Source organism: Nocardiopsis sp. NPDC058631, from assembly GCF_042716955.1.
In the GTDB taxonomy this organism is placed as follows: Bacteria; Actinomycetota; Actinomycetes; order Streptosporangiales; family Streptosporangiaceae; genus Nocardiopsis.
This window is the reverse complement of sequence record NZ_JBHXQY010000075.1, coordinates 1-26,288: the sequence shown is the minus strand read 5'-3', so window position 1 is coordinate 26,288 and position 26,288 is coordinate 1. Positions and strand designations below refer to the sequence as shown.

Annotated in this window: 25 protein-coding genes; 24 read left to right on the top strand and 1 reads right to left on the bottom strand. The window is 71.3% G+C overall.

Translation table 11 applies throughout. From position 1 onward, the window contains the following. Positions 1 to 53 precede the first annotated feature (53 nt). From dacB to ACFWTE_RS21835, 19 genes are all read left to right on the top strand, one after another. Entirely contained in the window at positions 54 to 1,424 is a 1,371-nt protein-coding gene (dacB, locus tag ACFWTE_RS21925; RefSeq protein WP_378781552.1) for a D-alanyl-D-alanine carboxypeptidase/D-alanyl-D-alanine-endopeptidase, read from the top strand. Positions 1,425 to 1,566: 142 nt separating this feature from the next. Then, on the top strand, positions 1,567 to 2,649 hold the full coding sequence (locus ACFWTE_RS21920) for a zinc-dependent metalloprotease (RefSeq protein WP_378781565.1): 1,083 nt from the start codon (positions 1,567 to 1,569) through the stop codon (positions 2,647 to 2,649). After that, the gene (tilS, locus tag ACFWTE_RS21915) at positions 2,646 to 3,671 is read left to right on the top strand and encodes a tRNA lysidine(34) synthetase TilS (RefSeq protein ID WP_378781550.1); all 1,026 of its coding nucleotides are present in this window, start codon (positions 2,646 to 2,648) and stop codon (positions 3,669 to 3,671) included. The genes ACFWTE_RS21920 and tilS overlap by 4 nt, the downstream gene beginning before the upstream one ends. 147 nt (positions 3,672 to 3,818) lie before the next feature. Beyond that, positions 3,819 to 4,373: a hypoxanthine phosphoribosyltransferase gene (gene hpt / locus ACFWTE_RS21910; protein ID WP_378781548.1), complete on the top strand. Its 555-nt coding sequence runs from the start codon at positions 3,819 to 3,821 to the stop codon at positions 4,371 to 4,373. A 261-nt stretch (positions 4,374 to 4,634) separates the two neighbouring features. Next, a complete protein-coding gene (ftsH, locus tag ACFWTE_RS21905) occupies positions 4,635 to 6,641 on the top strand; it encodes an ATP-dependent zinc metalloprotease FtsH (RefSeq protein WP_378781547.1) in 2,007 nt (668 codons plus the stop codon). Continuing rightward, positions 6,638 to 7,237, top strand: a complete 600-nt coding sequence (folE, locus tag ACFWTE_RS21900) for a GTP cyclohydrolase I FolE (RefSeq protein WP_378781545.1) — start codon at positions 6,638 to 6,640, stop codon at positions 7,235 to 7,237. The genes ftsH and folE overlap by 4 nt, the downstream gene beginning before the upstream one ends. A gap of 157 nt (positions 7,238 to 7,394) precedes the next feature. Next, positions 7,395 to 8,246: a dihydropteroate synthase gene (folP, locus tag ACFWTE_RS21895; RefSeq protein WP_378781544.1), complete on the top strand. Its 852-nt coding sequence runs from the start codon at positions 7,395 to 7,397 to the stop codon at positions 8,244 to 8,246. Next, positions 8,243 to 8,686 carry a nuclear transport factor 2 family protein gene (locus ACFWTE_RS21890; protein ID WP_378781543.1) on the top strand — a complete coding sequence of 148 codons (444 nt, stop codon included), beginning with the start codon at positions 8,243 to 8,245 and terminating at the stop codon, positions 8,684 to 8,686. Before folP ends, ACFWTE_RS21890 begins: the two co-directional genes overlap by 4 nt. Beyond that, positions 8,686 to 9,093, top strand: coding sequence for a dihydroneopterin aldolase (gene folB / locus ACFWTE_RS21885; protein WP_378781541.1), 408 nt, complete (start codon positions 8,686 to 8,688; stop codon positions 9,091 to 9,093). The genes ACFWTE_RS21890 and folB overlap by 1 nt, the downstream gene beginning before the upstream one ends. Then, positions 9,090 to 9,629, top strand: coding sequence for a 2-amino-4-hydroxy-6-hydroxymethyldihydropteridine diphosphokinase (gene folK / locus ACFWTE_RS21880; protein WP_378781539.1), 540 nt, complete (start codon positions 9,090 to 9,092; stop codon positions 9,627 to 9,629). Before folB ends, folK begins: the two co-directional genes overlap by 4 nt. Then, positions 9,629 to 10,111 carry a DUF3180 domain-containing protein gene (locus ACFWTE_RS21875; RefSeq protein WP_378781537.1) on the top strand — a complete coding sequence of 161 codons (483 nt, stop codon included), beginning with the start codon at positions 9,629 to 9,631 and terminating at the stop codon, positions 10,109 to 10,111. Before folK ends, ACFWTE_RS21875 begins: the two co-directional genes overlap by 1 nt. Positions 10,112 to 10,357: 246 nt before the next feature. After that, positions 10,358 to 10,804 carry a PH domain-containing protein gene (locus ACFWTE_RS21870; protein WP_378781564.1) on the top strand — a complete coding sequence of 149 codons (447 nt, stop codon included), beginning with the start codon at positions 10,358 to 10,360 and terminating at the stop codon, positions 10,802 to 10,804. Between the two features lie 588 nt (positions 10,805 to 11,392). Then, on the top strand, positions 11,393 to 12,853 hold the full coding sequence (locus ACFWTE_RS21865) for a PH domain-containing protein (RefSeq protein ID WP_378781535.1): 1,461 nt from the start codon (positions 11,393 to 11,395) through the stop codon (positions 12,851 to 12,853). A 319-nt stretch (positions 12,854 to 13,172) separates the two neighbouring features. Continuing rightward, positions 13,173 to 13,412 (top strand): chaplin family protein, encoded by a 240-nt coding sequence (locus ACFWTE_RS21860; RefSeq protein ID WP_378781533.1) that lies wholly within the window; start codon positions 13,173 to 13,175, stop codon positions 13,410 to 13,412. Between the two features lie 755 nt (positions 13,413 to 14,167). Beyond that, entirely contained in the window at positions 14,168 to 14,410 is a 243-nt protein-coding gene (locus ACFWTE_RS21855; RefSeq protein WP_378781531.1) for a hypothetical protein, read from the top strand. 173 nt (positions 14,411 to 14,583) lie between these two features. Then, positions 14,584 to 15,468, top strand: coding sequence for a Rossmann-like and DUF2520 domain-containing protein (locus ACFWTE_RS21850; RefSeq protein ID WP_378781530.1), 885 nt, complete (start codon positions 14,584 to 14,586; stop codon positions 15,466 to 15,468). A gap of 81 nt (positions 15,469 to 15,549) precedes the next feature. Further along, positions 15,550 to 16,428: a pantoate--beta-alanine ligase gene (gene panC, locus ACFWTE_RS21845; protein ID WP_378781529.1), complete on the top strand. Its 879-nt coding sequence runs from the start codon at positions 15,550 to 15,552 to the stop codon at positions 16,426 to 16,428. A 70-nt stretch (positions 16,429 to 16,498) separates the two neighbouring features. Continuing rightward, positions 16,499 to 19,129, top strand: coding sequence for an L-aspartate oxidase (locus tag ACFWTE_RS21840; RefSeq protein ID WP_378781527.1), 2,631 nt, complete (start codon positions 16,499 to 16,501; stop codon positions 19,127 to 19,129). A gap of 65 nt (positions 19,130 to 19,194) precedes the next feature. Continuing rightward, entirely contained in the window at positions 19,195 to 19,977 is a 783-nt protein-coding gene (locus tag ACFWTE_RS21835; protein WP_378781563.1) for a type III pantothenate kinase, read from the top strand. 60 nt (positions 19,978 to 20,037) lie between these two features. Here ACFWTE_RS21835 and ACFWTE_RS21830 read toward each other — a convergent pair whose 3' ends face one another. Next, positions 20,038 to 20,994, bottom strand: coding sequence for a cation diffusion facilitator family transporter (locus ACFWTE_RS21830; protein WP_378781526.1), 957 nt, complete (start codon positions 20,992 to 20,994; stop codon positions 20,038 to 20,040). 185 nt (positions 20,995 to 21,179) lie between these two features. On the opposite strand from ACFWTE_RS21830, the gene lysX reads away from it, so the two are divergent. The 5 genes from lysX to ACFWTE_RS21805 all read left to right on the top strand — a co-directional run bounded on the left by lysX (position 21,180) and on the right by ACFWTE_RS21805 (position 25,911). Continuing rightward, positions 21,180 to 22,682 (top strand): bifunctional lysylphosphatidylglycerol synthetase/lysine--tRNA ligase LysX, encoded by a 1,503-nt coding sequence (gene lysX, locus ACFWTE_RS21825; protein ID WP_378781524.1) that lies wholly within the window; start codon positions 21,180 to 21,182, stop codon positions 22,680 to 22,682. Between the two features lie 741 nt (positions 22,683 to 23,423). Next, the gene (locus ACFWTE_RS21820) at positions 23,424 to 23,747 is read left to right on the top strand and encodes a LuxR family transcriptional regulator (RefSeq protein WP_378781562.1); all 324 of its coding nucleotides are present in this window, start codon (positions 23,424 to 23,426) and stop codon (positions 23,745 to 23,747) included. Positions 23,748 to 24,039: 292 nt separating this feature from the next. Then, a complete protein-coding gene (locus ACFWTE_RS21815; protein ID WP_378781522.1) occupies positions 24,040 to 24,636 on the top strand; it encodes an amino-acid N-acetyltransferase in 597 nt (198 codons plus the stop codon). A gap of 440 nt (positions 24,637 to 25,076) precedes the next feature. Beyond that, positions 25,077 to 25,358 carry a hypothetical protein gene (locus ACFWTE_RS21810; RefSeq protein ID WP_378781521.1) on the top strand — a complete coding sequence of 94 codons (282 nt, stop codon included), beginning with the start codon at positions 25,077 to 25,079 and terminating at the stop codon, positions 25,356 to 25,358. A gap of 214 nt (positions 25,359 to 25,572) precedes the next feature. Further along, positions 25,573 to 25,911, top strand: a complete 339-nt coding sequence (locus ACFWTE_RS21805; RefSeq protein ID WP_378781520.1) for an Lsr2 family protein — start codon at positions 25,573 to 25,575, stop codon at positions 25,909 to 25,911. The last annotated feature ends 377 nt before the right edge of the window (positions 25,912 to 26,288 follow it).

The following is a 26,288-nucleotide window of genomic DNA, read 5'->3' as shown; positions in this document are numbered from 1 at the left end:
CTAATGTCGCCGTATAACAACAACGTCAGGCCGCGACACCGAAGGAAGGGCAGGTGCCCCGGGTGCGACGGGTACGAGGCGAGGGGTTCCTCGCACTGGCCCTGCTCAACATATTCGTGCTGATTGCCGGGTTCGTCACCCTCGACGTGATCGAGGCACGACCGCTTCCCGCGGTGCCCAACCCGGTCACGAACGCCGAGGGCGTGGCGGCGGCGGAACCCGCGGCCTCGACTCCGGCGGACCCGGATCGGATCGCGGACATCCTCGATGATCCCATGTCATCCCCCGGGCTTGAGGAGGGCCTCTCCGGTTTCGTCGTCGACGCGGCGACCGGTGGGACGCTCTTCGAGAGGGACGCGGACACACCCGTGACCCCGGCTTCGACGACCAAGATCGCCACGGCCATCGCCCTGCTGGACACCGTCGGCCCCGACCACGTGCTGCGCACCGAGGCCTACCTCGACACCGCCGGGAACCAGGTGGTGCTGCGGGGAGGTGGCGACACGACCCTGACCGCGACCGCCGACTCGGCAGCTTACCCGCAGGTAGCGACCCTGGAGGAGCTCGCGGCGCGCACCGCGGAGGCGCTGGCGGCCGAGGGCGTCGACACCGTCTCCCTGGGCTACGACGACTCGCTGTTCACCGGGCCGCAGACCCCGGAGGGCTGGAAGCCCAACTACGTCCCCGAGGGGAACGCCGCCCCGGTCACCGCCCTGACACTCGACTCCGGCAGGGTCTCCCCCGAGGCGAGCGGTTACGGCTCGCGCACGACGGAGCCGTCCGTGCACGCGGCGCGGGCCTTCGCCGAACAGCTGGAGGAGGCGGGCGTCACCGTCGAGGGCGAGCCGTCGGAGGCCACCGCGTCCGGGGAGCCCGTGGCCTCGGTGGAGTCGCCGTCGATGGCCTCCCTGGTGGAGTACATGATGCTGGCCAGCGACAATATCCTGGCCGAGGCCATGGGGCGGATCACCGCGATCGAGACGGGGGAGGAGTCCACCTTCTCCGGCGCCACGGCGGCCACCGAGCAGGTCATGTCCGACCTGGGTGTCGACGGCGTCTCCCTGACGGACAACAGCGGTCTCAGCACCGAGAACCGCATCACGCCGCGCGCCCTGGTGGAACTGGTGGAGCTGGTCGCGGGCGGCCGACGCCCCGACCTGAGCGCCGCGGTGACGGGACTGCCCACCGCCCATGCCACCGGCACCCTGGCCGGACGCTACACCGAGGGCTCGTCGGCCCACGACGCGGCGGGGCTGGTGCGCGGCAAGACGGGCACGCTCAACGGGGTGGCGACCCTCGCCGGAACGGTCCACGACCGCGAGGGCAACGTGTTCGTGTTCGCCTTCATGGCCAACAACCCGGCCGCGAACGGCTACCAGCTCGACTCGCTGCCCGCGGCGCTCAGCCGCTGCGGCTGTTCCTGACCGCTCTCGCCCGCCGCTCCCCGGACATCCGGGGAACGGCGGGCGATTCGGCCGGTCTCAGGGACATCCCTGGAGGCACCCGGAATTGCGACCCTGATCCCCGTGCCCTCCGCCGCTGCGTGGGTAGGCTGGCGGTGTGACTGTGATCGACTGGGACGTAGCCGTCAACACCGGTGTTCGCCTCGTGCGCCCCGGGCCGCAGGTGGACCTGTCCGACGCGCGGCAGGCGGTGGCGCAGTTGCGCGAGCTCTCCGCCGTGGCTGCCGGGCACGTACGCGACTTCACCGGAATGAACCCCCTCGAACCAACAGGACCCGCGGCCATCGTGGACCGCCCCGGTTGGATCCGAGCCAACGTCGACGGGTTTCGAGTGGTCATCGAACCCGTACTCGAACAAATGGGCGCAGACCGGCTCAACAACAGCCCGGCGGGCAACCTGACCAGCGCGGTCGGTTCCCGGATCACCGGGATGCAGCTGGGCGCGATGCTCTCCTACCTGGCGGGGAAGGTCCTCGGCCAGTACGAGCTCTTCCTGCCACCAGGCCCCGACGGCACCATGTCGACCGGCCGTCTGACCCTGGTGGCGCCCAACATCGTCAACACCGAACGCGAGATGGGCGTCGACCCCCGGGACTTCCGGCTGTGGGTGTGCCTCCACGAGGAGACCCACCGCATGCAGTTCACGTCCACGCCGTGGCTGCGCGGGTACGTCCAGGACCTCATGCAGGAACTCCTCCTGTCGTCCGACATGAACGCGGGCGACCTCATCGACCGGCTGCGCGCCGCGGGTGAGGCTGTCGCCGACGCCGTCCGCGGGGGCGGGGAGAGCAACCTCATCACCGCGATCCAGACCCCGGAGCAGAGCGAGATCATGGACCGCGTCACCGCGGTCATGAGCCTCGCCGAGGGGCACGGCGACTATGTGATGGACGCCGTCGGGCCCGAGGTGGTGCCCACCGTCGCCACCATCCGCGCCCGCTTCCAGAAGCGGCGCGAGACCTCCAACCCGATCGACCGGATCATGCGCCAGCTGCTCGGCATGGACATGAAGATGCGCCAGTACGAGGAGGGAGCCTCCTTCGTCCGCGCCGTCGTGGCCGAGGTCGGCATGGCCGAGTTCAACAAGGTGTGGACCTCGCCCGAGACCCTCCCCAGCCTGGAGGAGATCCGCAACCCGAACACGTGGATCGACCGGGTCGTCCGCCCCGCCGCCATCACCGAGTGAGTGCTCCGCCCCCCGCCGTGGCCGCCGTCCGTTCGGCGGTCCGGCGGGTGCTGTCCGCCCTGCCCGCCGACACCACGGCGCTGGTGGCGTGCAGCGGCGGTGCCGACTCCCTGGCCCTGGCCGGCGCGGTGGCCTTCGAGGCGCCCAGGCTCGGCCGTCCCGCCGGGGCGGTCACCGTCGACCACGGGCTCCAGGAGGGGTCGGCCGCGCGGGCCGACGCCGTCGCCGAGGCGCTGCGAGGGCTCGGACTCTCCCCGGTCGTGGTCAGTGCGGTGGAGGTGGGCGGAGCCGGAGGTCCTGAGGCCGCTGCCCGCCGTGCACGCTACGAGGCCCTGGACGGCGTGTCCGCGGCGCACGCCCCGGCGGTGGTCCTGCTCGGCCACACCCTCGACGACCAGGCGGAGACGGTCCTGCTGGGGCTGGCACGGGGTTCCGGTGCCCGGTCCCTGGCGGGTATGGCGCCGCGCACCGGCAGCTACCTGCGGCCCCTGCTCGACCTGGACCGCGCCACCGTCCGCCGGGCCTGCCACCTGATGGGCCTGGACCCCTGGGAGGACCCGCACAACACGGACCCCCGCTTCGCCCGGGCACGGGTGCGCCACGAGACGCTGCCCGCCCTGGAGCGGACACTGGGTCCGGGGATCGCCGCGGCACTCGCCCGCACGGCGACCATGCTGCGCGCCGACGCCGACACCCTGGACTCCTTCGCCGACGCGCTCTACGCGCAGGCGGCCGGGTCCTCCCCCGCCTCCACCGCGGGCCAGGGGACCCCGTCGGCCCCCGTGGCAACCACCGGTCCCGACCTCGCGGTGGCGCCCCTGGAGGCGGCCCCCGACGCGCTGCGCACCCGGGTGCTGCGCCGGGCCGCCCTGGCCGCGGGCTGCTCGCCGAGCGCGCTGACCGCCCGTCACGTGCGCGAGCTGGACCGGCTGGTCGTCGACTGGCGCGGGCAGGCCCACATCGACCTTCCCGGCGGTGTCAGGGGCCGACGCGCGGCGGACCGCATCCGGTTCGAGTGCTGAGCCCTCTGGTCTCCGCGCCTGTCCGGCATGTCCGACCTGCGTGGACGCCTCGGAGGCCGGGGGAGCGCCGCGCAGGGGCCGTACCCCTGTTCGGCACGTTTATCCTGGTTGCCGCAACCGGGGAACACAGCAGCGAGGACAGTGAGCGTGGACGCTAAGGACATGGGCCAGGACCTGGAGAAGGTCCTGGTCACCGAGGAAGAGATCAACGCGCGCCTGGTGGAGCTCGGTGCGCGGATCGACGCGGACTACGCGGGCAGGGACCTGCTGATCGTCGGTGTGCTCAAGGGGGCGGTCATGGTGATGGCCGACCTGGCCCGGGTGCTGCACAGCCCCGTCGCCATGGACTGGATGGCGGTGTCCTCCTACGGGGCGGGGACGACCTCGTCCGGGGTGGTGCGCATCCTCAAGGACCTGGAGACCGACATCAAGGACCGCGACGTCCTCATCGTCGAGGACGTCATCGACTCGGGCCTGACGCTCTCCTGGCTGGTGGGGAACCTCAAGTCGCGGGGGCCCAGCTCGGTGGAGGTCTGCACGATGGTCCGCAAGCCGCTGGCCTTCGACGTCGACCTCGACGTCAAGTACATCGGTTTCGACCTGCCCAACGAGTTCATCGTCGGCTACGGGCTCGACTACGCCGAGAAGTACCGGAACCTGCCGTTCATCGGCACTCTCGCCCCGCACGTCTACGAGGGATAGCCCCGGGGAACGCCGCCGCGCGGGCCCCGCGCGGCGGTCGTGGACCGCTCGCGGGAACAACCGGGCGGGGTGCCGTCGTTGCGTTCATGACGACCCCGTCCCCAGTTCCCGAGCGGTGCACCCGCCCGGTGGGGTGCGGTGTACCGTCGAAAGTCCCGGCGTTCTCGCGGGGAGCCACGTGTCCGTTTGGTCCTGCTTCGGATAGTCCTCTGGGGCGGGCGGCCTGGTCAGGAGGGACGGACCCGACAGGGTTCCGCTCACATGAATCTGAAGCGTTTTTTCCGCGGCCCGTGGATCTGGGTCCTGGCCGTCGGCCTCATGCTCATCATCGGTTTCCGCGTCTTCGACGTCGGTGGCGGACCACAGCCCACGGAGACCGACACCTCGACCGTCTACCAGCTCCTGGAACGGGACGAGGTCGACAACGCCGAGATCGTCGACCGTGACCAGCGCATCGTGCTGACCACGACCGACGACGAGATCTACGAGGCGTACTGGGTCGAGGGGCAGGGCCTCCAACTGGCGGACATGCTCCAGGAGTCCCTGGAGACCGAGGGCAGCAACCTCAAGTCCTACGAGGTCACGGTCGCCACCACCTCCGTGTGGACCACCGCGCTGTTCAGCCTGCTACCGCTGATCATCATCGTCGTCATCTTCTGGTTCATCTTCAGCCAGATGCAGGGCGGTGGCTCCCGGGTCATGAACTTCGGCAAGTCCAAGGCCAAGCTCATCACCAAGGACACGCCCAAGAACACCTTCGCCGACGTCGCCGGCGCGGACGAGGCCATCGAGGAGCTCCACGAGATCAAGGAGTTCCTCGAGAACCCGGCCAAGTTCCAGGCGATGGGCGCCAAGATCCCCAAGGGCGTGCTGCTGTTCGGCCCGCCCGGAACCGGTAAGACCCTGCTGGCCCGCGCCGTCGCGGGCGAGGCGGGGGTCCCGTTCTACTCCATCTCCGGCTCGGACTTCGTGGAGATGTTCGTCGGTGTCGGCGCCTCCCGCGTGCGCGACCTGTTCGAGCAGGCCAAGGCCAACGCGCCCGCCATCATCTTCATCGACGAGATCGACGCCGTCGGCCGCCACCGCGGCGCGGGCATGGGCGGCGGCCACGACGAGCGCGAGCAGACCCTCAACCAGATGCTGGTCGAGATGGACGGCTTCGACGTCAAGGGCGGCGTCATCCTGATCGCCGCCACCAACCGCCCGGACATCCTCGACCCGGCCCTGCTCCGCCCGGGGCGCTTCGACCGGCAGATCGTCGTCGACCGCCCCGACATGGACGGCCGCCGCGACATCCTCAAGGTCCACTCCAAGGGCAAGCCGCTGGCCGAAGACGTCGACTTCAACGTCATCGCCCGCCAGACCGCGGGGATGACCGGAGCCGACCTGGCCAACGTCATCAACGAGGGCGCGCTGCTGTCCGCCCGCGCCGACAGCACGGTCATCACCCACGCGGTCCTGGAGGAGGCCATCGAGCGGGTCATGGCAGGTCCGGAGCGCAAGACCCGGGTCATGTCCGACCAGGAGAAGAAGATCATCGCCTACCACGAGGGCGGCCACGCCCTGGTGGGCCACGCACTGCCCAACTCGGACCCGGTGCACAAGATCACCATCCTGCCGCGCGGCCGTGCCCTCGGTTACACGATGTCGGTGCCGACAGAGGACAAGTTCCTGACGTCGCGCTCGCAGATGATGGACCAGCTGGCCATGATGCTCGGCGGCCGCGCAGCCGAGGAGCTCGTCTTCCACGAGCCCACCACCGGTGCGGGCAACGACATCGACAAGGCCACCAACCTGGCCCGCAACATGGTGACCGAGTACGGCATGAGCGAGCGACTCGGCGCGCGCAAGTTCGGCTCCGGCAACACCGAGCCCTTCCTCGGCCGGGAGATGTCGCACGCCCGCGAGTACTCCGAGGAGATCGCCTCCATCATCGACGAGGAGGTCCGCCGCCTCATCGAGTCCGCGCACGACGAGGCCTACGAGGTCCTCGTCGAGTACCGGGACGTCCTGGACGACCTGGTCGTGGCGCTGCTGGAGAAGGAGACCCTCACCAAGACCCAGGTGCTGGAGATCTTCGCCCCGGTGGTCGAGCGCTCCTCGCGCGGCTCCTACACCGGATACGGCAAGCGCCAGCCCTCCGCGCGGCCCCCGGTGCGCTCCAAGAAGGAGCTGGCGGTCCTCAACGGGGCAGAGGTGCAGACGCCGTCCAACAACGGCCAGCTGCCCGGCACCCCGCCCACCGGTAGAGAGGGAGACGACACGTGAGCGGAGCCGGCGACCTGCCTCCCAGATCCGTTGACCGTCCGCGTATCGAGCGCGCGGTGCGCGAGATCCTCATCGCGATCGGCGAGGACCCGGACCGCGACGGCCTGGTCAAGACCCCCGAGCGGGTGGCGCGCGCCTACGAGGAGCAGTACGCCGGGCTCGGCCAGAAGCCGGGCGACGTGCTCACCACGGTGTTCGAGGCCGACCACGAGGAGCTGGTCCTGGTCAAGGACATCGAGCTCTACTCCACGTGTGAGCACCACCTGGTGCCGTTCTACGGGGTCGCGCACGTGGGGTACATCCCGGGTGCCGACGGCCGCATCACGGGCCTGAGCAAGCTCGCCCGCCTGGTGGACGTGTACGCGCGCCGCCCGCAGGTCCAGGAGAGGCTCACCGGCCAGGTCGCGGACGCGATCATGGACCACCTCCAGCCCCGCGGGGTGATCGTCGTGGTCGAGGCCGAGCACCTGTGCATGACCATGCGCGGGGTGCGCAAGCCCGGGGCCAAGACCGTCACCTCCGCGGTGCGGGGGATCTTCCGCAGCAGCGACCGCACACGCGCCGAGGCGATGAGCCTGGTCCTCGACCGCCGCTGAGGGCGGTGCCGCCGGAGCGGTCGGAAGTGACGTCGCGAACACCTGGCCGAGGGGCCGGGGGCACACGCCCCCGGCCCCTCGGCGTACGCGTAGGCTGATCCTTATGGGGCCGAAACACACACTTCCGGGCCTGCCCGATCGCGGGCGGTGCCTGGTCATGGGGGTCGTGAACGTCACCCCCGACTCCTTCTCCGACGGCGGCGAGTGGTTCGATCCCGACAGGGCGATCGAGCACGGACTGCGCATGGTCGAGGAAGGCGCGGACATCATCGACGTGGGCGGTGAGTCCACCCGCCCCGGGGCGCAGCGCGTCTCCGCCGAGGAGGAGCTGCGCAGGGTCGAGCCGGTCGTGCGCGAACTCGCCTCGCGCGGCGTCGCCGTCAGCGTGGACACCATGCGCGCGGAGGTCGCGGAGCGGTCCGTCGGGGCCGGCGCGGTGCTCGTCAACGACGTCAGCGGGGGCCTGGCCGACCCGGCGATGGCCCGACTTGTGGCTTCTTCCGGCGTTGCCTATGTGTTGATGCACTGGCGTGGGCATAGTCATGACATGCAGAGCCGTGCCGTGTACACGGATGTTGTCCAGGAGGTCCTCGATGAGCTCCGCGACCGTATGGAGGCCATGATCAGTGCAGGTGTCGATCCAGGTCAGATCGTTCTGGACCCGGGTTTGGGATTCTCCAAACGCCCCGAGCAGGCGCACAACTGGGCGCTTCTCCACGACCTCGAACGCTTCCACGAGTTGGGGCGGCCGGTGCTGGTGGCCGGTTCGCGCAAACGCTTCCTGAGCCGGCTGCTCGGTGACGCCAAGGGCGAGGACCGCCCGTTCGCCGAGTGCGACGCCGCCACCGCCGCCGTCACCACCCTGTCCGCCGACCGGGGCGCGTGGGCGGTACGGGTCCACGACGTGCGGCCCAACGCCGACGCCGTGCGCGTCGCCGCAGCCTGGGCCGACGGGGGCGCCCGCCTCGACGAGGGGCGCGCCGAGCCGGCGGACCGGGGATGCCGGTGAAGTCGCGCCAGGAGGTCATGGAGCGCGTGGCCGAGGCCAACGCGCAGTTCTACAGTGCCATCGAGAACGGCGACATCGACCTGATGCGCAGCGTCTGGGCGGAGGAGCACGAGGCCCCCGACCTGGTGTGCGTCAACCCGGGCTGGCCGCTCCTGCGCGGGCGGACCGAGATCATGCGGGCCTGGTCGCTGATCATGGCCAACGTGACGTACATCCAGTACGTGCTCACCGAGACCCACATCGGGGTGGGCGGCGAGATCGCCATGGTGACGTGCGAGGAGAACGTGCTCACCGCCGAGGACGGCAGCCCTGGCTTCGTCGCCGGAGGCCAGGTGGTGACGACCAACCTCTTCGTGGACACGGAGCAGGGGTGGCGGCTGTGGTCGCACCACGCCTCACCCGTGCTGATGGAGGACGACGACGAGGAGGCCGAGGAGTGATGCGGGACCGCATCGCCCTCCGCGGCCTCCGTGCGCGCGGCCACCACGGGGTGTTCGATTTCGAACGCCGCGAGGGGCAGGACTTCGTGGTCGACGCCGTGCTCCACCTGGACACCGCGGTGGCGGCGGCCTCCGACGACGTCGGTGACACCGTCCACTACGGGCTGCTCGCCGACCGCCTGGTCGCGGTCGTGACCGGTGAGCCGGTCAACCTGATCGAGACGCTCGCGGAAAGGTTGGCCCGCGAGTGCCTGGCCGAGCCGTTGGTGGGCCGGGCCGAGGTGACGGTGCACAAGCCGTCCGCGCCCATCGAGCACGAGTTCGCGGACGTGGCGGTCACCGTGGTCAGGGACCGCGCGGGCGCCGGCGCAGCGGACACCCACGGCGGACGGAGGACGCCGACGTGACCCGTGCCGTGCTCTCCCTGGGGTCCAACCTCGGGGACCGGATGGCGACCCTCCAGGGCGCGGTGGACACGCTGCTGGGCGGTGAGGGCGCGCCGCTCCCGGTCGCGGTCTCCGCCGTCTACGAGACCGCGCCGGTGGGCGGCCCCGACCAGGGGGCGTTCCTCAACGCGGTCGTCGTCGTGGACACGGCCGACACGCCCGGTGAGCTGTTGGACCGGGCCCAGAGCGCCGAACGGGCCTTCGACCGGGTCCGTGGGGTCCGGTGGGGGCCGCGCACCCTGGACGTGGACGTCATCTCGTACGGCGACGTGCGCGACGACGACCCGGTCCTGACCCTGCCGCACCCGCGCGCGCACCTGAGGGCCTTCGTCCTGAGGCCGTGGCTGGACGCCGATCCCACCGCCGAACTGCCGGGACGCGGCCCGGTCGCCGACATCCTGGCTGCGGTCGTGGCGGAGGACACCGGCGGTGAGCAGGAGCTGCGGGTGCGCGAGGACCTGCGCCTGCGGCTGCCGGGCGAAGGGGCGGGCCGCTGATGGCCGAGGACGAGGGGCGGCTCCGACCCACCGGATGGCGGGTCCCGGCGCTGCTGGCGGTGCTCGGAGCCCTCCTGGGGGTCCTGTTCACCAACGCGCTGCCGGCTCTGCCCGTCCTGCCGTGGTCGGCGATCCCGACTCTGCTGCTGCTCGCGCTGGCGGAGGCGTTCACGGCGGGCCGGACGCGCAGGCGCATCCGGCACGAGCCCGGCACCGAGCCGATCCAGCCGCTCAGTGCGGCCCGCCTGGTCGCCCTGGCCAAGGCGAGCGCCCTGTTCGCGTCCTTGGCACTGGGCTTCTTCGCGGGCATGGCCCTCGCGGTGTCGGACATGCTGGTGCTGCCGACCCAGCGGGAGGTGTTCCTGACCGCCCTGGTCACGGCACTGGCCGCGGGGTTGCTGCTGGCGGCAGCCCTCTACCTGGAGTACGCCTGCCGGGTCCCCGAGGACGACGACGGCGACGAGCCCCCGACCGTTCGGTGACACGGCCGGGGCACCGGGGCCGGGCCCCGGGGGCGGGCACGCTCCGGGATCCGCCCCGACCGACCCGGGTGCCGAGCCGAGCCGCTCCGGCGGGGGCTTGCCCGCTGATGGTTGACTGGCTCCGTGGAGACCAGTGACCCGACACCGCAGCCGCCGCCGAACCCGACCGGGCAGGCCGGGACAGACCGGCCCGTCCGGCCCCTCGACGCGGCGTTCGCCCCGCCCGCGAACACCTCATGGAGCCGTGTGTCGCCCGCCCTGGCCTGGTACCGCAGGCTCGTGGTGGGCGCGGTGTGCCTGGTGGCGGGGGTCGCGGGCGCCGCACTGCTGTTCCTGTGGGCGCCCTGGCCGTGGGCCGCGGCCTGGCTGGCGGCGGCCCTGGCGGCCTTCGCCGGGGGCTGGCTCCTGGCGGGGCGGTTCCGCGGATCATGGGGGTACGCCGAGGCCGCGGAGGAGCTGTACCTGACCTACGGGGTGTTCGTCCGCCAACTGGTGGTCGTGCCCTACGGCCGTATGCAGGTCGTGGACGTCACCGCCGACCTGCTGGAACAGGCGCTGGGGATCGCGACCGTGCGGGTGCGCACCGCGGCGAGCACCGCCGACACCCGCGTGGTCGGACTCCCACTGGCCGAGGCCGTCCACTTGCGCGACCGGCTCGCGGCGCGCAGCGAGAGCTTCTCGACGGGGTTGTAAGTGCACGGACCATCTCAGCCGTCCCAGGAGCCACAGCGTCCGGCGGGGGAGCAGCCCTCCGGGGACGACACCACGCGCAACGGCCCCCCGCCCCCGGCGGAGGACCCGCCCGGGGCGGGGTGGGTTCCGCCCGGCGGCGGGGCACGCCCCGGCGCGGAGGGCCCCGTGACCCGTCCCCCCGCCCCGTCGGCCGCGCCGCGGTCCGGCTCGCAGGGGCCCGCCGACCACGACCCGGCCGCACCCCCGCAGGGCCACCAGGGCCACCAGGACCCCCGTGGCCGAACCGGCCCCGGACCACAGGACCCGCGAGCCCCACAGGCCGCCTACGGCCCCGTGCGGGACGCCCGCCCGGACCCGCGGTGGCCCGGTGGCGGACCGGCTCCCCGCCCCGGTCCGCGGGACCCGCGAGCCACGCGGGGCCCCTGGACGGTGGCCCGGCCCGGACCGCACGGCCCCCAGGGGCCGCCGTGGCCCGGTGGCCACGCGGTCCCCGGTCCGCAGGGGCCCTACGGACCGCCGCCGCCCTACGGGGCCCGGACCGCTCCCGGCCACGTTCCTCCGCCCGGCCCGTACCCGCAGGCTCCGACGATGCTGCCCCCCTCAGCGGCGTGGCGACCGCAGCCGGCCCCGCGACCCGGTCCCGACGAGGACGTCACCACGGGTGTGTTCCGTTCGCACTGGATGGTCGTCCCGCTTGAGGTCATCGCCGTCACCCTGGTCTTCGTGGCGCTGGTCGGGCCGATCCTCACCACGTTCGGCTTCGGCTGGGTGGTGATGATGACGGTGGCCGTCGTGTTCGGCTCCCTCGCCTACGCCCTGCCTTCCTGGTGGTACGGCACCTTCGGCCTGCGCCAGGACCATCTGGTGGTCCACAGCGGTCTCGTGATGCGCAGCTCCCGCGAGATCCCGCTCAGCCGCCTCCAGGCGGTGGACGTCGTCCAGCCCCTGCTCATGCAGGTGTTCGGCATGGCCGAGCTGCGCATCGAGCTCGCGGGGGGCGACGGGAGCGCCATCCGGCTGCGCTGCCTGCGCAGGAGCCTGGCCGACCGGATGCGCGCGGCGGTCCTCGCCCACGCGGCCGGGCTGCCGGGCCGCTCCCCCGAGGCACCCGAGTGGCCGTTCTACCGGCTGCCGTTCCTGCTGCTGCTCGGCGCGCTGACCTTCCGGGTACCGATCCTGCTGTCGTTCGTGCTGCTGCTCATGCTGGCCACCGCGGGCGCGGTCTTCGCGGAGGCCGGGGTGGCGGGCGCGCTCGTTCCGCTCACCCTGGGGCTGCTCCGCTACTTCTGGGGGCCCCTGGCCCGCTACACGGACTACTACGCCTCCCTGTCCTCGGACGGGCTGAGGTTGCGCTACGGCATGTTCCAGCGGCGCATGCAGACGGTCCCGCCGGGGCGGGTGCAGGCGGTGCGCGTGGTCGAGCCGCTGCTCTGGCGTGCCCTGGGGGTGGCGCGGGTGGAGGCGAACGTCGCGGGCTACGCGGGCGCTCGTCAGGGCGACTCGGCCACCCTGCTCCCCGTGGCTCCGCGACGGAGGGCCTACGCGCTGGTCGACGAGCTGTTCCCGGACAGCGGGGCCGCGCACGTGCCGCTGGTGTCCAACCGGAGCTGGATGCCGGGCCTGGTCGGCGTGGACCGGCGCCTGTTCGTCAGCACCCGGGGCCTGTTCTGCCTGGTGACGGAGATCGTTCCCGTGGAACGGGTTCAGGTGCTGCGCCTGACGGCGGGGCCGCTGGCCCGGTTCACCGGCCTCGTCTCGGTGGACGTCGAGACGCCCCCGGGCCCGGTCCGGGCACACGCGTCCGCCCGGGAGGCGGGGGAGGGGCGCGGCCTCGTGGACGCGCTGGCCGCGCACGGCCGCAGGGCACGGGTGCCGTCGGCGGGGACGGAACGCTGGGCGACCCGTTCGACCCTGGCCCGGCGGCCGGGGGCAGGGGCCTCCGGAGGGCCCGTGGGCGGGGAGGCGCCCCAGAACCCCGAGCCCGTGCCCTCGGAGCCGGGGACAGGTACGGGGGAGGACCGCCGGGGCCCGGAGACGGGGGCCCCGTGACCGGGGGCGTCGGCGGTGGCCGGTGCCAGGGGATGCGGTCGGGGCCGAAGAGGATTGTGACACCCCCGAACATCAATGTGGTGTGCGTCACAAAATGAGCCCGAAGTGCTTCCATTTGTGCTTCACATGTCCGACATGGCCGATCACGAATGGTGATATCTCCAGCTCGTGGTCGTGAAACACTTTCGAATTACGGCCACACGGAGTGGTTGAGTATGGCTAAATAGTGACTGAACACGGCGAGTGTTCAATGTCATACACATAGTCAACGTTATCGACCGGTTGGCGCCCCCGCTGACCGATCCGACGGGAGAAACACATGCTGAAGAAGGCTTTCGCCGCCAGTGCCATCGTCGCCGCTGCTGCTGGCGTCCTGTTCACCGGTGCTCCGGCCATGGCCAACAGCAACGTCTTCACCTCCGGCAACGGCTCGATCCTGGGCGGCAACCAGCTCGTCGCGGATTTCGACGTGCCGATCAACGTCTGCGGCAACGCGATCGCCGTCCTGGGTGTTGCCGGCGCCAACTGCCACGACTCCGGTGCGACCGTCAAGAACTAGCACGTGTGACGCGGACGCCTCCGGTCGGATCGGTGCTTGCGCCGATCGACGCGAGCGGCTGTCGGACCACCTCCCGCAGGACGATTAGCGCAGGTCGGGCCGGATTCGGCCGTCCAGACGCAGTCGGCGCAGCGAGAGGCGGTCCGCTGGCCGCGAGCCCGGAACGCTCCGCGGAACAAGGCCTGCTACCGCGGCATACGCAGTACAGGCAGTGCAGGTAGGACAGGCAGTACAGATCGACTCGGCCCGACCGGGCGGGGGTGTCCAGCCGGAGACGTCCCGGCTGAACCGCACCGGCCAAGGGGTCGCGAGCTTTTCGCGCGAGGCGCCATCCCGTGACGACGGGATGGCGCCTTTCCCGTGTCCGGGCCCTTCCCGCCACAACCCGGAACCGCCCTCCGCGGCCCCCTTCGCGCCGCCCGCTCCCGCGTTGCCGAGCTTCTTCGCCACGGCCCCCGCGGCCTCCCGCCCCACCGGACGCGGTCGGCCGCAACCCCCATTGATGCGCGCCTGGAAACCCTGGCGGCCGTGACGCTGCGCGCACGCGCCAGTCCCGGGTCCGGAGCCTTTGCCCCGATCGGCCCCGAGACGTGCGGCTACACAGAGTCGGAGTGTCCATGATCTTTGTGATCACTCCTGTTCAACACGGGTGAACCGGTGTTCCGCCTGGGTAACTTCGTCACCAGCACCCCCGGGTGCCACGCACAACCGCGATCCGGCCGGTCCCCCCGGCCGGGCACAGAAGGAGACACACAGTGCTGAAGAAGACACTTGCCACCGGTGCCGTTGTCCTCGCCTCCGCCGGGATCCTCCTCTCCGCCGGTCCTGCTGCGGCACACGGTGGTGTCTGGACCTCCAACTTCGGATCCGAGTTCAGCGGCAACCTCTCCTACATCCGCGAGCTGGAGAACGAGAACACCGGCTGCGGAAACTCCAACGCAGCCTTCGGCAAGTCCGTCGGCTCCTGCTTCAACTCCGGGGTGATCATCCAGAACTGACCCGGGTCCCGGGCGGGAGACGGGGAACGTGACGCGTGGGGGCGGACAGGTGTCCGTCCCCACGCCCGTGTCCGGGGGCGGGGCGGCAGGTCACCGGTGGGGGAGGGCTATCGTGTGCACAGGCGTCACGGTGCGCGAGAACCGGACGCACCGCACCACGAGGGGGCACGCACATGGAGACGACGCAGGGGCGCCCCGCCCGCCTGCGGGTCGGCGTCATCGGTCCCGGACGTGTCGGCTCCGTCCTCGGGCAGGCCCTCGGCCGCGCCGGGCACAAGGTCGTCGCGGCCTCCGCGGTCTCCGAGGCCTCCCGGGAACGCGTCGCCGAACGCCTGCCCACCGCGCGCGTCCTCGAACCGGCCCAGGTGGCCGAGGCCAGTGACCTCGTCCTTCTGACCGTCCCCGACGACGCACTGCCCGACATCACCGAGGGGCTCGCCTCCACCGGCGCCGACCTGCGCGGAAAACTCCTCGTCCACGCCAGCGGAGCTCACGGCTACGGCGTCCTGGCCCCCGCCACCGTGGTCGGCGCGCTCCCGCTCGCCCTCCACCCGGCGATGACCTTCACCGGTCGCGACGAGGACGTCGACCGCCTCGCCAACTGCGCGTTCGGTGTCACCGCACCCGAGCAGCTGCGCCCCATCGCCGAGGCGCTCGTCGTCGAGATGGGCGCCGAACCCGTGTGGATCGAGGAGGAGAAGCGCACCCTCTACCACGCGGCCCTCGCCGGGGGCGCGAACCACCTCGTCACCCTCGTCGCGGACAGCGCCTCCCTGCTCTCCGCCGCAGGGGTGCCCGAGCCCGGCCGCGTGCTCGCCCCCATGCTCAGCGCGGCCCTCGACAACGCCCTCCGGCTGGGTATCCACGGTCTGAGCGGGCCCGTTCTGCGCGGCGACGCGGGAACCGTCGCCGGGCACATCGAACAGCTGCGCGAGAACGCCCCCGAGAGCGTCGCCAGCTACGTCGAACTGGCCAGGCTCACCGCCGACCGCGCCATCAACGCCGGGATGCTGACGCCCGAGGACGCCGTACGCCTGCTCGACGTCCTCCGCCGCTGACGTCCCACCCCACGTCGCGCCCGGTGCGCGTCCGGCCGCCGCGTCGTGTGTGCCGCAGAACTCCACCACGGGAAACAACCGATGACCGAACCCACACCGCAGTCCGCGACCACCGGAGGCCCCCTCCTCGCGCGCACGCCCGAGGAACTGCGCCGAGCCCTCGCCGGGGCCGGCCACGTGGCCCTCGTCCCCACGATGGGCGCCCTCCACGGCGGTCACCGCACCCTCATGCGGCTGGCCGGGGAGCGGGCCGACACGGTCGTCGTCAGCGTCTTCGTGAACCCGCTCCAGTTCGGGCCGGACGAGGACTTCGACCGCTACCCGCGCGACCTGGCCGCCGACACCGCCGTCTGCGCGGAGGAGGGTGTGGACGTCGTCTTCGCCCCCGCCGTCGAGACCATGTACCCGACCCCGCCCATGGTCACGGTCGACGCCGGTCCCATGGGTGAGCGCCTGGAGGGCGCCTCCCGACCCGGGCACTTCACCGGGGTCCTCACCGTCGTCGCCAAGCTCCTCAACCTCGTCCGCCCCGACACAGCGGTCTTCGGGGAGAAGGACGCCCAGCAGATCGCCCTGGTCCGGCGCATGGTCGCCGACCTCGACATACCCGTGGAGATCGTCGGCGCCCCCATCCTGCGCGACCCCGACGGGCTCGCCTCCTCCAGCCGCAACGTCTACCTCTCCGACGCCGAGCGGCGCAGCGCGCTGGCACTGTCACGCGCCCTGCGCGCGGGCCGCGACGCCGCGTCCGGGGGACCGGACGCCGTCCGCGCCGCCGCCCGAGCCGTCCTGGACGAGGCGTCCGGTGCCGTGCCCCCCGTCGACCTCGACTACCTGGCCCTGGTCGACGCAGCCACCTTCACCGAGGCCCCGTCCGGCCACCGGGGGGACGCGGTCCTGGCCGTCGCCGCCCGCGTGGGCGCCACCCGGCTCATCGACAACGTGTCGGTCCTCCTGTGACCGCGTCACCGGCCCGCGGGCCGGTTCCCCACCGCCCCGCGGGGGCGGCTCCTCGCGAAAGAGACCCCAGATGAGTAGACCCGCACAGACCAGGCTCGACGCACCGGAGCCCGGGTGGACCGTCGCGGCGGACGTCGCGGTCGTCGGTTCGGGCATCGCGGGGCTGAGCACCGCGCTGCGCTACGTCCAGAGGAGCGTGCGCGGCCGGGTCGTGCTCGTCACCAAGGACCGGCTGTCCACCGGTTCCACCGCCTACGCCCAGGGCGGGATCGCGGCAGCCGTCGCGCCGGGCGACGACCCCGTCGCGCACATGGTCGACACCCACCTGGCGGGGGGCGGCCTGTCCGACCCCCACGCCGTCCACGTCCTGGCCACCGAGGGCCCCGGCGCCCTCCGCTGGCTCATCGGCCTGGGGGCCGAGTTCGACCGCTCCGAGGACGGAGCCCTCGCCCTCACCCGCGAGGGAGGCCACCGCGCGGACCGGATCGCGCACGCGGGCGGCGACGCCACGGGAGCGGAGATCCAGCGCGCACTCGTCGCCGCCGTCCTCGCGGAGGAGCGGATCGAGGTCGTCGAGCAGGCCCTCGCCCTCGACACCCTCCACGACCCCGTCACCGGCGCGGTCAGCGGCGTGACCCTGCACGTCATGGGAGAGGGCGCGCGCGACGGGGTCGGCGCGGTCGTCGCCCCGGCGGTGGTCCTGGCGACCGGCGGCATCGGGCAGATCTTCGCGGCCACCACCAACCCGCCCGTCTCCACCGGGGACGGCCTCGCCCTCGCGGCCAGGGCCGGGGCCCGGATGCGCGACCTGGAGTTCATCCAGTTCCACCCCACCGTGCTCTGGCTCGGTGCCGAGTCGCGCGGTCGCCAACCCCTCGTCTCCGAGGCACTGCGCGGCGAGGGCGCCTACCTGGTGGACGCCGACGGCGCACGCATCATGCAGGGCGTGCACGAGCTCGCCGACCTCGCCCCCCGCGACGTGGTCGCCCGCACCATCGCCCGCACGATGGCCGAGCAGGGCGTGGACCACGTGTACCTGGAGACCCGCCACTTCGGTGCGGCCACCTGGGAGAAGCGCTTCCCCACCATCCTGGCCTCCTGCCGAGAGCACGGCATCGACCCCCTGACCCGGCCCGTCCCCGTCGCCCCGGCCGCCCACTACGCGTCCGGCGGCGCCGAGGTCGACATCGACGGCCGCACAGGCGTCCCCGGTCTCTGGGCGGTCGGGGAGGTCGCCCGCACCGGCGTCCACGGCGCCAACCGGCTCGCCTCCAACTCCCTGCTGGAGGGGCTGGTCTACGCCGACCGCATCGCCACCCGCCTGGCGGAGGACCCCGCGCCCGCCCCCGCGGCGGGCGTCACCGCCGGAGCCACGACGCCGCTCGTCGACCCTTCCACCGCCGCCCGGGTCCGTACCCTCATGTCGCGGCACGCCGGGGTGGTCCGCACCGGTGCGGGCCTCACCGAGCTGGTCGCCGAACTCGACGCCCTCGCCCGGCCGGACGCTCCCGTCACCCCCGGCGTGGCGGCGTGGGAGGCCGCGAACCTGCTCACCACGGCCCGCCTCGTGGCCGCCGCGGCCCTGTACAGAACCGAGAGCAGAGGCTCTCACCAGCGCGCCGACCACCCCGGGTCCAGACCCGGGCTCAGGATCCGGCCCCTGGTCGTCCGACTGGAAGGGGACACCGCCGTGACCACCACCGAGGAATGGCAGCCCTCCCTGCCACCCGCACTCGTGGCCGAACTCGACACCATCGTCCTCCCCCTCGCCGCCCCCGTCGCGGGCCGGGAGGACGCCCCCGGGTCCGCGCGCACCACCCGGAGCCCGGAGGCCAGGGCCGAGTTCTCCCTCCCCCACACCGCCCCCCACCAGTCCCACGTGGAACTGGTGCGACGTGCCCTCTCCGAGGACCTCACCGCCGGCCCCGGCATCGACGTCACCAGCGTCGCGACGATCCCCGCCGACCAGGTCCGCACCGCCCACGTGGTGGCCCGCGCCGACGGCACCGTCAGCGGACTCCCGCTCGCCGAACTCGTGTTCTGGCTGGTCGCCGACGGCGCACTGGAGGTCGCGCGCACCGCGCGGGACGGCGACGCGGTCAAGCGGGGAGACGTGCTGATGACCGTCACCGCCCGCACGCGCGACCTGCTCACCGCGGAACGGACTGCTCTCAACCTCCTCACGCACATGTCCGGAATCGCGACCGCGACGTGCTCGTGGGTGGACGCCCTCGCCGGTACGCGGGCCCGCGTCCGCGACAGCCGCAAGACCCGACCCGGGATGCGCGCCCTGGAGAAGTACGCGGTGCGCTGCGGCGGCGGTGTCAACCACCGGTACGGCCTCAGCGACGCGGGTCTGGTCAAGGACAACCACGTGGTCGCCGCCGGAGGCGTCGGCGAGGCGGTGCGCGCCATCCGTGCGCGCTTCCCCGACCTGCCCCTGGAGGTCGAGGTCGACCGGCTCGACCAGATCGAGGACGCCATCGCCGCCGGAGCGGAGGAGATTCTGCTCGACAACTTCACCGTCGACCAGCTCCGCGCCGCCGTCGCCCAGGTGGGAGGCCGTGCGCGCCTGGAGTCGTCCGGCGGACTGACCCTCGACGTCGCCGGGGACGTGGCCCGGACCGGGGTCGACTACCTCGCCGTCGGCGCCCTCACCCATTCCAGCCCGGCGCTCGATATCGCCCTCGACCTGTTGTGAGGGCGCCCGTGTGGTGGAAGATTCCTTGAGAACACACCACTTCGACCATGGATGAGGCCCTCAGAATGCTGCTCGCGATCGACGTCGGCAACTCCGAGACGGTCTTCGGTCTCTTCGAATCCGACGAACTTCTCGAACAATGGAGAGTGGGGACCGACACCCGGCGCACCGCCGACGAGTGGTCGGTGGTGCTGCGCGGGCTCCTCGACGGGAGCACCCTCGGCGGCCCGGAGGACATCGGCGGCCTCGCCCTGTGCTGTTCGGTGCCGTCCGTCCAACACGAGATGCGTGACATGTTCCGGCGCCACTTCGGTGACATCCCCGCCGTCATCGTCGAACCCGGGGTCAAGACCGGCGTGCCGATCCGGATGGACAACCCCAAGGAGGTGGGCAGCGACCGGATCATCAACGCCCTGGCCGCCAACCACCTCTACGGCGGGCCGGCCGTGGTCGTGGACTTCGGGACCGCGACGACCTTCGACGCGGTGAGCGTCAAGGGAGAGTACGTGGGCGGCGCGATCGCCCCGGGCATCGACATCTCCGTGGACGCCCTGTCCCGGCGCGGTGCCCAGCTGCACATGGTGGAGATCGTCAAGCCCCGCTCCGCCATCGCCAAGAACACCACGGAGGCGCTGCGCTCGGGCATCGTCTTCGGGTTCGCCGGCCAGGTGGACGGGATCGTCGACCGGATGGTCGCCGAACTCACCGACTCCCCGGACGACGTGACCGTCGTGGCCACCGGGGGGCTCGCGTCCACCGTCATCGGCGAGTGCGAGACCGTGGACCTGCACGAGCCGTGGCTCACCCTCATCGGGCTGCGCCTGGTGTTCGAGCGCAACACGGGCTGACCCGGGACGCGCACGTCCCGGGGGCGGGCGGTGCGGCCCTGTGCCGCACCGCCCGTCGCCTCACCCGGAGGACTCGGCTCCGGGGGACGCGGGAGACGCGGGTGCCGTGCGGAACAGGTCGGGTTCGATGTAGATCAGGGTGGCGATGGGCACCGACGCGCGGATGCGCTCCTCGGCCTCGTTGATCGCCCTGGTCACCCGGCCAGCGTCGTCCTCGGCGTCCACCGCGACCTTGGCGGCCACCAGAAGCTCCTCGGGGCCCACGTGCAGGGTGCGCATGTGGATGAGGCGGTCGACGTCCTCGACCGACTCGATGGCCTTCCGGATCGCCAGCACGTTCTCGCGCGTGGCGGACTCCCCGACCAGCAGGCTCTTCATCTCGATGGCGAGCACGATCGCGATGACCACGAGCAGGATGCCGATGGCAGCGGTGCCCAGGCCGTCCCAGAGACCGTTGCCGGTGATCAGGGTCAGACTGACGCCGAACAGGGCGAACACCAGGCCCAGGAGGGCACCGGCGTCCTCCAGCAGGATCACGGGCAGTTCGGGGGCCTTCGCCCGGCGCACGAACTCGACCCAGCTCGCGTTGCCGCGCACCGCGTTGGACTCCTTGACGGCGGTCCTCATGGCCACCGACTCCAGCCCGATCGCGACCAGCAGCACCGCCACGGGCACCCACTGCCACTCGGTGATGGGCTCCGGGTGGGAGATCTTGTGCCAGGCCTCGTAGAGCGCGAACAGGCCGCCCACGCTGAACAGCACGATCGCGACCACGAACGCGTAGATGTAGCGCTCGCGCCCGTACCCGAAGGGGTGCTCCTCGGTGGCCCCGCGCCGTGCGCGCTTGCCGCCGATGAGCAGCAGCGCCTGGTTGCTGGAGTCGGCGACCGAGTGGATCGCCTCGGCCAGCATGGAGGACGATCCCGTCAGTACGTAGGCCACGAACTTCGTGACGGCGATTCCCAGATTCGCACACAGTGCCGTGACGACGGCCTTGGTGCTTCCCTCAACGCTCATGGTCGGTCTCTCAGTCGGTTGTGCTCTGGGGGTGGGGTGGGGTGTGCGGGTCAGGGCAGCGTAATACTAGTGATCCGGCCCCCTCGGGCCCACCTCCGAGGCCGCGCGGCCCGGCACGCGGATCCGCGGAGCGGCCGGTGCACGCACGGTCGGCCGGGGCGCGGACCGCCGGTAGGATCGTGCGCGTGACTGACACGCACGACGACACCTACGACGACCTGCCCGAACAGATGCGGGTCCGGCGCCAGAAGCTGGACCGTCTGCGGGAGGAGGGAATCGACCCCTTCCCCGTGACCTACCCGCGGTCCACGTCGATCGGTGCCGTGCGCGACAAACACCAGGGTCTGGAGCCGGACGCCCACACGGGTGTCGACGTCTCCGTCGCCGGTCGCGTGATGCTCTACCGCACCGGCGGCAAGCTCTGCTTCGCGACGCTGCGCGACGAGACCGGCGACGTCCAGATCATGCTGTCCCTGGACCGGGTCGGCCAGGAACGGCTGGACGCCTGGAAGGGCGACGTCGACCTGGGCGACCACGTCGGTGTGGAGGGCGAGGTCATCACCTCCCGCCGCGGTGAGCTGTCGATCCTGGTGCGCTCATGGACGCTGACCGCCAAGTGCCTGCGCCCGCTTCCGGAGAAGCACAAGGGCCTGACCGACCCCGAGGCCCGGGTACGGCAGCGGTACGTCGACCTCATCGTCAACCCGGAGTCCCAGCAGATGGTGCGCCGCCGCTCGGCCGCCATCAGGGCGATCCGGGAGGGCCTGAGCCGGCGCGACTTCATCGAGGTCGAGACCCCGATGCTCATGCGCGTGCACGGCGGCGCCACCGCGCGGCCGTTCACCACGCACATCAACGCCTACGACATGGACCTGTACCTGCGCATCGCTCCCGAGCTGTCGCTGAAGCGGCTGGTCGTGGGCGGGCTGGAGAAGGTCTTCGAGGTCAACCGAAACTTCCGCAACGAGGGCGCGGACTCCACGCACAACCCCGAGTTCACGATGCTGGAGTTCTACCAGGCGTACGCCGACTACAACGTCATGGCGGACGTCACCCGCGAACTCGTCCAGGACGCGGCGCGCGCCGTGTTCGGCACGACCGTGGTCGAGCGGGACGGCGAGGCGTACGACCTCGGCGGGGAGTGGCCGCAGATCACTCTGTACGGGGCCGTCTCCGAGGCGCTGGGCGCCGAGGTCGACCCGCGCACCCCCGTGGAGGAGGTCCGCCGTCTGGCCGGGGCCAAGGGCGTCGAGTTCAGCGGCGACTGGGGCCAGGGCAAGCTCGTCGAGCACGTCTTCGAGGAGCTGGTCGAGCACACGCTTCTCCAGCCGACGTTCGTGCGCGACTTCCCGGTGGAGACCAGTCCGCTCACCCGCCAGCACCGCGAGGACCCGCTGCTCACCGAGAAGTGGGATCTGATCGGGTTCGGCATGGAGCTGGGCACGGGCTACTCCGAGCTGGTCGACCCGGTCGAGCAGCGCGAGAGGCTCACCCGGCAGTCACTGATGGCGGCCGAGGGCGACCCCGAGGCGATGCAGCTGGACGAGGACTTCCTGCGGGCCCTGGAGTACGGGATGCCGCCGACCGGTGGTGTGGGAGTCGGTATCGACCGTCTGCTCATGGCCTTCACCGGCAAGAACATCCGGGAGACGGTGCTCTTCCCGATCGTGAAGCCCTCGGGCGACTGACCGGGACCGCCCGTACGCGCCGGGGCCGGGGCGCGGGGAGGCACGGATTCCCGCCGCCTCCCAAAAATGGCCGATAAGGATCGGGCAGGATGTCCGAAAAGAGGGGACGGGGGTCGTCGCACACGATGTGCGCCGGCCCCTTTTCCGTATGCCTGATACGGCCCGGGTCATGGGACACAGCTCACCGTTCGGACATAGAACGCAAACCTCCGGTCAGACCGTGATGACCGCGGAGATAGGCGGAGTTTTTCCCGGGGGCGGAGTGCTAGAAGTTGCCACTCTCTGCTGAAGGTTGTTTACGCAGGTCAATGTAGCCGGGGGTTTTTCTTTTCCCTTACCCTGTCACGGAAGGGACTTGACTAACTACACATGGTGATTTATCGGGTCTTGACGGTATCATCTCTGCCGCCTAGCGTGCTGTGGGCGGGCCCAGGCCCGTGAGTTTGCCGAAGTGGATCGAGAACGACGGTGAGCGCGGAGAAGGGCTGCCAGAACGGCCCCGATTCGCGCGCGCATGCGCGCCCTCGGTGTGGTCTGTCCGTCCCAGACCCCAGCGAACCGGCCTTCCTGCGACCCGTGCGCCCAGAACGCCTCCGACCCCTGTGCCAGAGGGGTCCGTCGGCGATCTCCGGGTCCGCGGAGTCTCCGTCCGCTCCGACGGGGGTCGAACCCCGTCCGGTGCGCTCGCGTCCATCAGGTGACGAGTTGATGTTCCGCACTCACATGATGAGGGAGGACGGAGTGGAACAGGCCACACTCGTACGACGCACCGTTGAGGACCATGGCGCTCTCCACGCGAGGGAGCACCGGGAGAACGTGGTTCCCCTTCAGGTCCGCCCGCGCGACACGGCTGTCAGCAGCCCGTACGCGCCGGTGGAACTGAGCCACGAGGACCTCGAACTGCTCGCCGAGATCGCCACCGGCGTGACCACCGAGGTGGCCGCCCGGCATCTGGAACTCAGTGCGAGGACCCTGCGCCGGCGTATCCGCAACATCTGCGACGTACTCGGCGTGAACACACCCATCGAGGCGGTCGTCTGGGCCGCGCGGCGGCAGCTCATCTGAGCCGTCCCCCGGTCGAGGCCGGGGCCGCACACGGGCAACACCGACCCCGGGGGCGCGCGAGCACCGAGAGAGGCGGAGGGGCAACCCTCCTTTCTCCGGTGCCGTAGTGCCCCCGAACCCGTGGTCCCCGCCGGAGAGCCGCCCAGAGGGCGGCGGTCGGCCTTCCGGCCCGCGGCCGGGCCGCCGGTCCTTCGCCGGGAACGGTCGACCGTCCGCATCCGCGCGTCGCGTTCCGGTAGGGGTGGGCCTCCGGTAGGGGCCATCCATCGCGTGGGCATAGTCTGGTCCGGCTATGCCCGTTCGCCATGTTCACGTGCGCCGCGCCCGGACGCGCGACGTCGCCGACATCCGCCGCCTCGTCGACACCTACACCGTCGACCGTCGGGTGCTGTCCAAGAGCACCGTCAACCTCTACGAGGACGTCCAGGAGTTCTGGGTGGCCGAGGCGGAGGTGGTTCCGGACATGCCGCCGACCGGGTCGGATCCCGCACGAGAGGTCCCCTCGGAGGCCGAGCCGCGGCTGGTGGGCTGTGGAGCCCTGCACGTGCTCTGGGAGGACCTGGCCGAGGTACGGACCGTCGCGGTCGATCCCTCCCTGCGCGGTTTCGGCGTGGGACACCGAATCGTGACCGAGCTCCTCGACACGGCCCGTGAGTTGGGTGTGCGCCGTGTGTTCTGTCTGACATTCGAGACCGGTTTCTTCTCCAAACACGGCTTTGCCCCGATCCAGGGGACCCCTGTCTCGTCCCGTGTGTACGAGGAACTACTGCGTTCCTATGACGAGGGAGTTGCCGAATTCCTCGACTTGGAGCGGGTTAAGCCCAACACCCTCGGGAACACGCGGATGCTTGTGCGCCTCGACGACGCGGCTCGTACCGCCCGCGCCTAAAGGATTTCGGGTGTGCTTGGTACGGAGTTCCCCATACGGCGCCCCGGAGGGGCAGCTCCGGAGGTCACAGTGTGGGGCGCTTATGCGCACCGGGTGGTATGGAGGTGGAACAGGGCAGGTAATGTGTACCTGCGTCCAGCCGATCGCCCTCATCATCGAGTTCGGCGGGACGGTGACGAAGGGTTGTGATTCGACCCCGCAAGACCCCGTGTTCGGGTCAGAGCCGCACGAGGGCACCGTACCTATGACCGGACATTGGCACCCATGGGGTTTGCGGGGGGCTGCTCGGGTACGTCCGGTGTCAAACCGGGGGCAAACGATGTCTATGATGTCGGGTATGCGTTTGCCAGGTTGCCCGGCGCGTCATCCCCCGGAGTGGCTCGACACTGAGTCGGGTATTTGCTGCAATAAGTAACAACCAGGAAGGGTGGACCGCTTCGATGGGTGACTTTTTGTCGACGGTGCTTCCCCCTGGACTGATCGACGTATTGTCGGCGCTCATCCCCCCGGTGGTTGTCGGTACCGTCTTCTGTGCCTTCGTCATCAAGCTGCTGCGCAAGGAGATGGCTCCGCGGCGGATGGACGGAAGCCTGGTCAGCAATGACGAGGCGGCTCAGGGGGCGAGCGACGACAAGGGCGCTGCCGAGGTCCGCGGGACCGAGGCGACGAACGGGACGCCGATTGTCCAGGGTGGGGAACGCGCCGAATCCGACGGGCGTTGATACGGTACTTGACCGGTTGCGCCGAGCTCGGGGTCCTGGCCTCGGTCCTCCGCGTGCGCGGGGCAACTCGCCGCACCCGCGCTGCTTCGGCGAGCCCCGAAACCACGGTCGGGGCCAGATGATTTCTGGCACGCCGGGAATTGTCTTCCGCGTTCCCGCGAGATAGCTTTATATTCAGGTGTGCAGACACCGCTCTTCCGAAAGGTTTGATTCCATGGCACAGAAGGTCCAGGTTTTCCTGGTCGACGACCTCGACGGCGGCGAGGCCGAGGAGACGGTGACGTTCGGTCTGGACGGATCGACGTACGAAATCGACCTCAGTGCGGGTAATGCCTCCAAGCTTCGCGAGGCCCTTAACCCGTTCGTCGACGCCTCCCGCAAGGCCCCGTCCAAGGCGAACCGCGCCACCGCTCGCCGCGGTAGCCGTAATGCGCCCAGCCGTGAGCGCAGCGCCGAGATTCGGGCGTGGGCGAAGGCCGCCGGGAAGCCCGTCAATGAGCGCGGCCGCATCCCCGCCGCCATCGTCGCCGAATATGAGGCCATCAAGGGCTAGGTCCGACGGCCGTCTCCGGTTCGCCGAAATGATGTCGGGGCTTGATCGAATTTCGTCCGGCACCCACCAGGCGCACCCGACTCCCTCGTCCAGCGCCGCCCGACACCGGCGGACCCGTCGTACGGGGGGTCCTGTGACACGGGATCCCGCTCCATGGGGATGCAGGGGACAGGGGATACGACGGGTGCCGGAACCCTCGCCGACGGCGCCGGCCCGGAACGCGGAGCGTGCGGCCCACGCCGCCGCCTCGCGCCGCGGCGGGCGCTCCGACGTCCAGGGGGCGCGACACGCCCGCCCTCGCGGAGGCTCTCGGTTTCCGGCCCTGCGACCGTACGGCCGCAGGGCCCGGGGCTGTTCCGTCGACCTGGGGGCCGCGG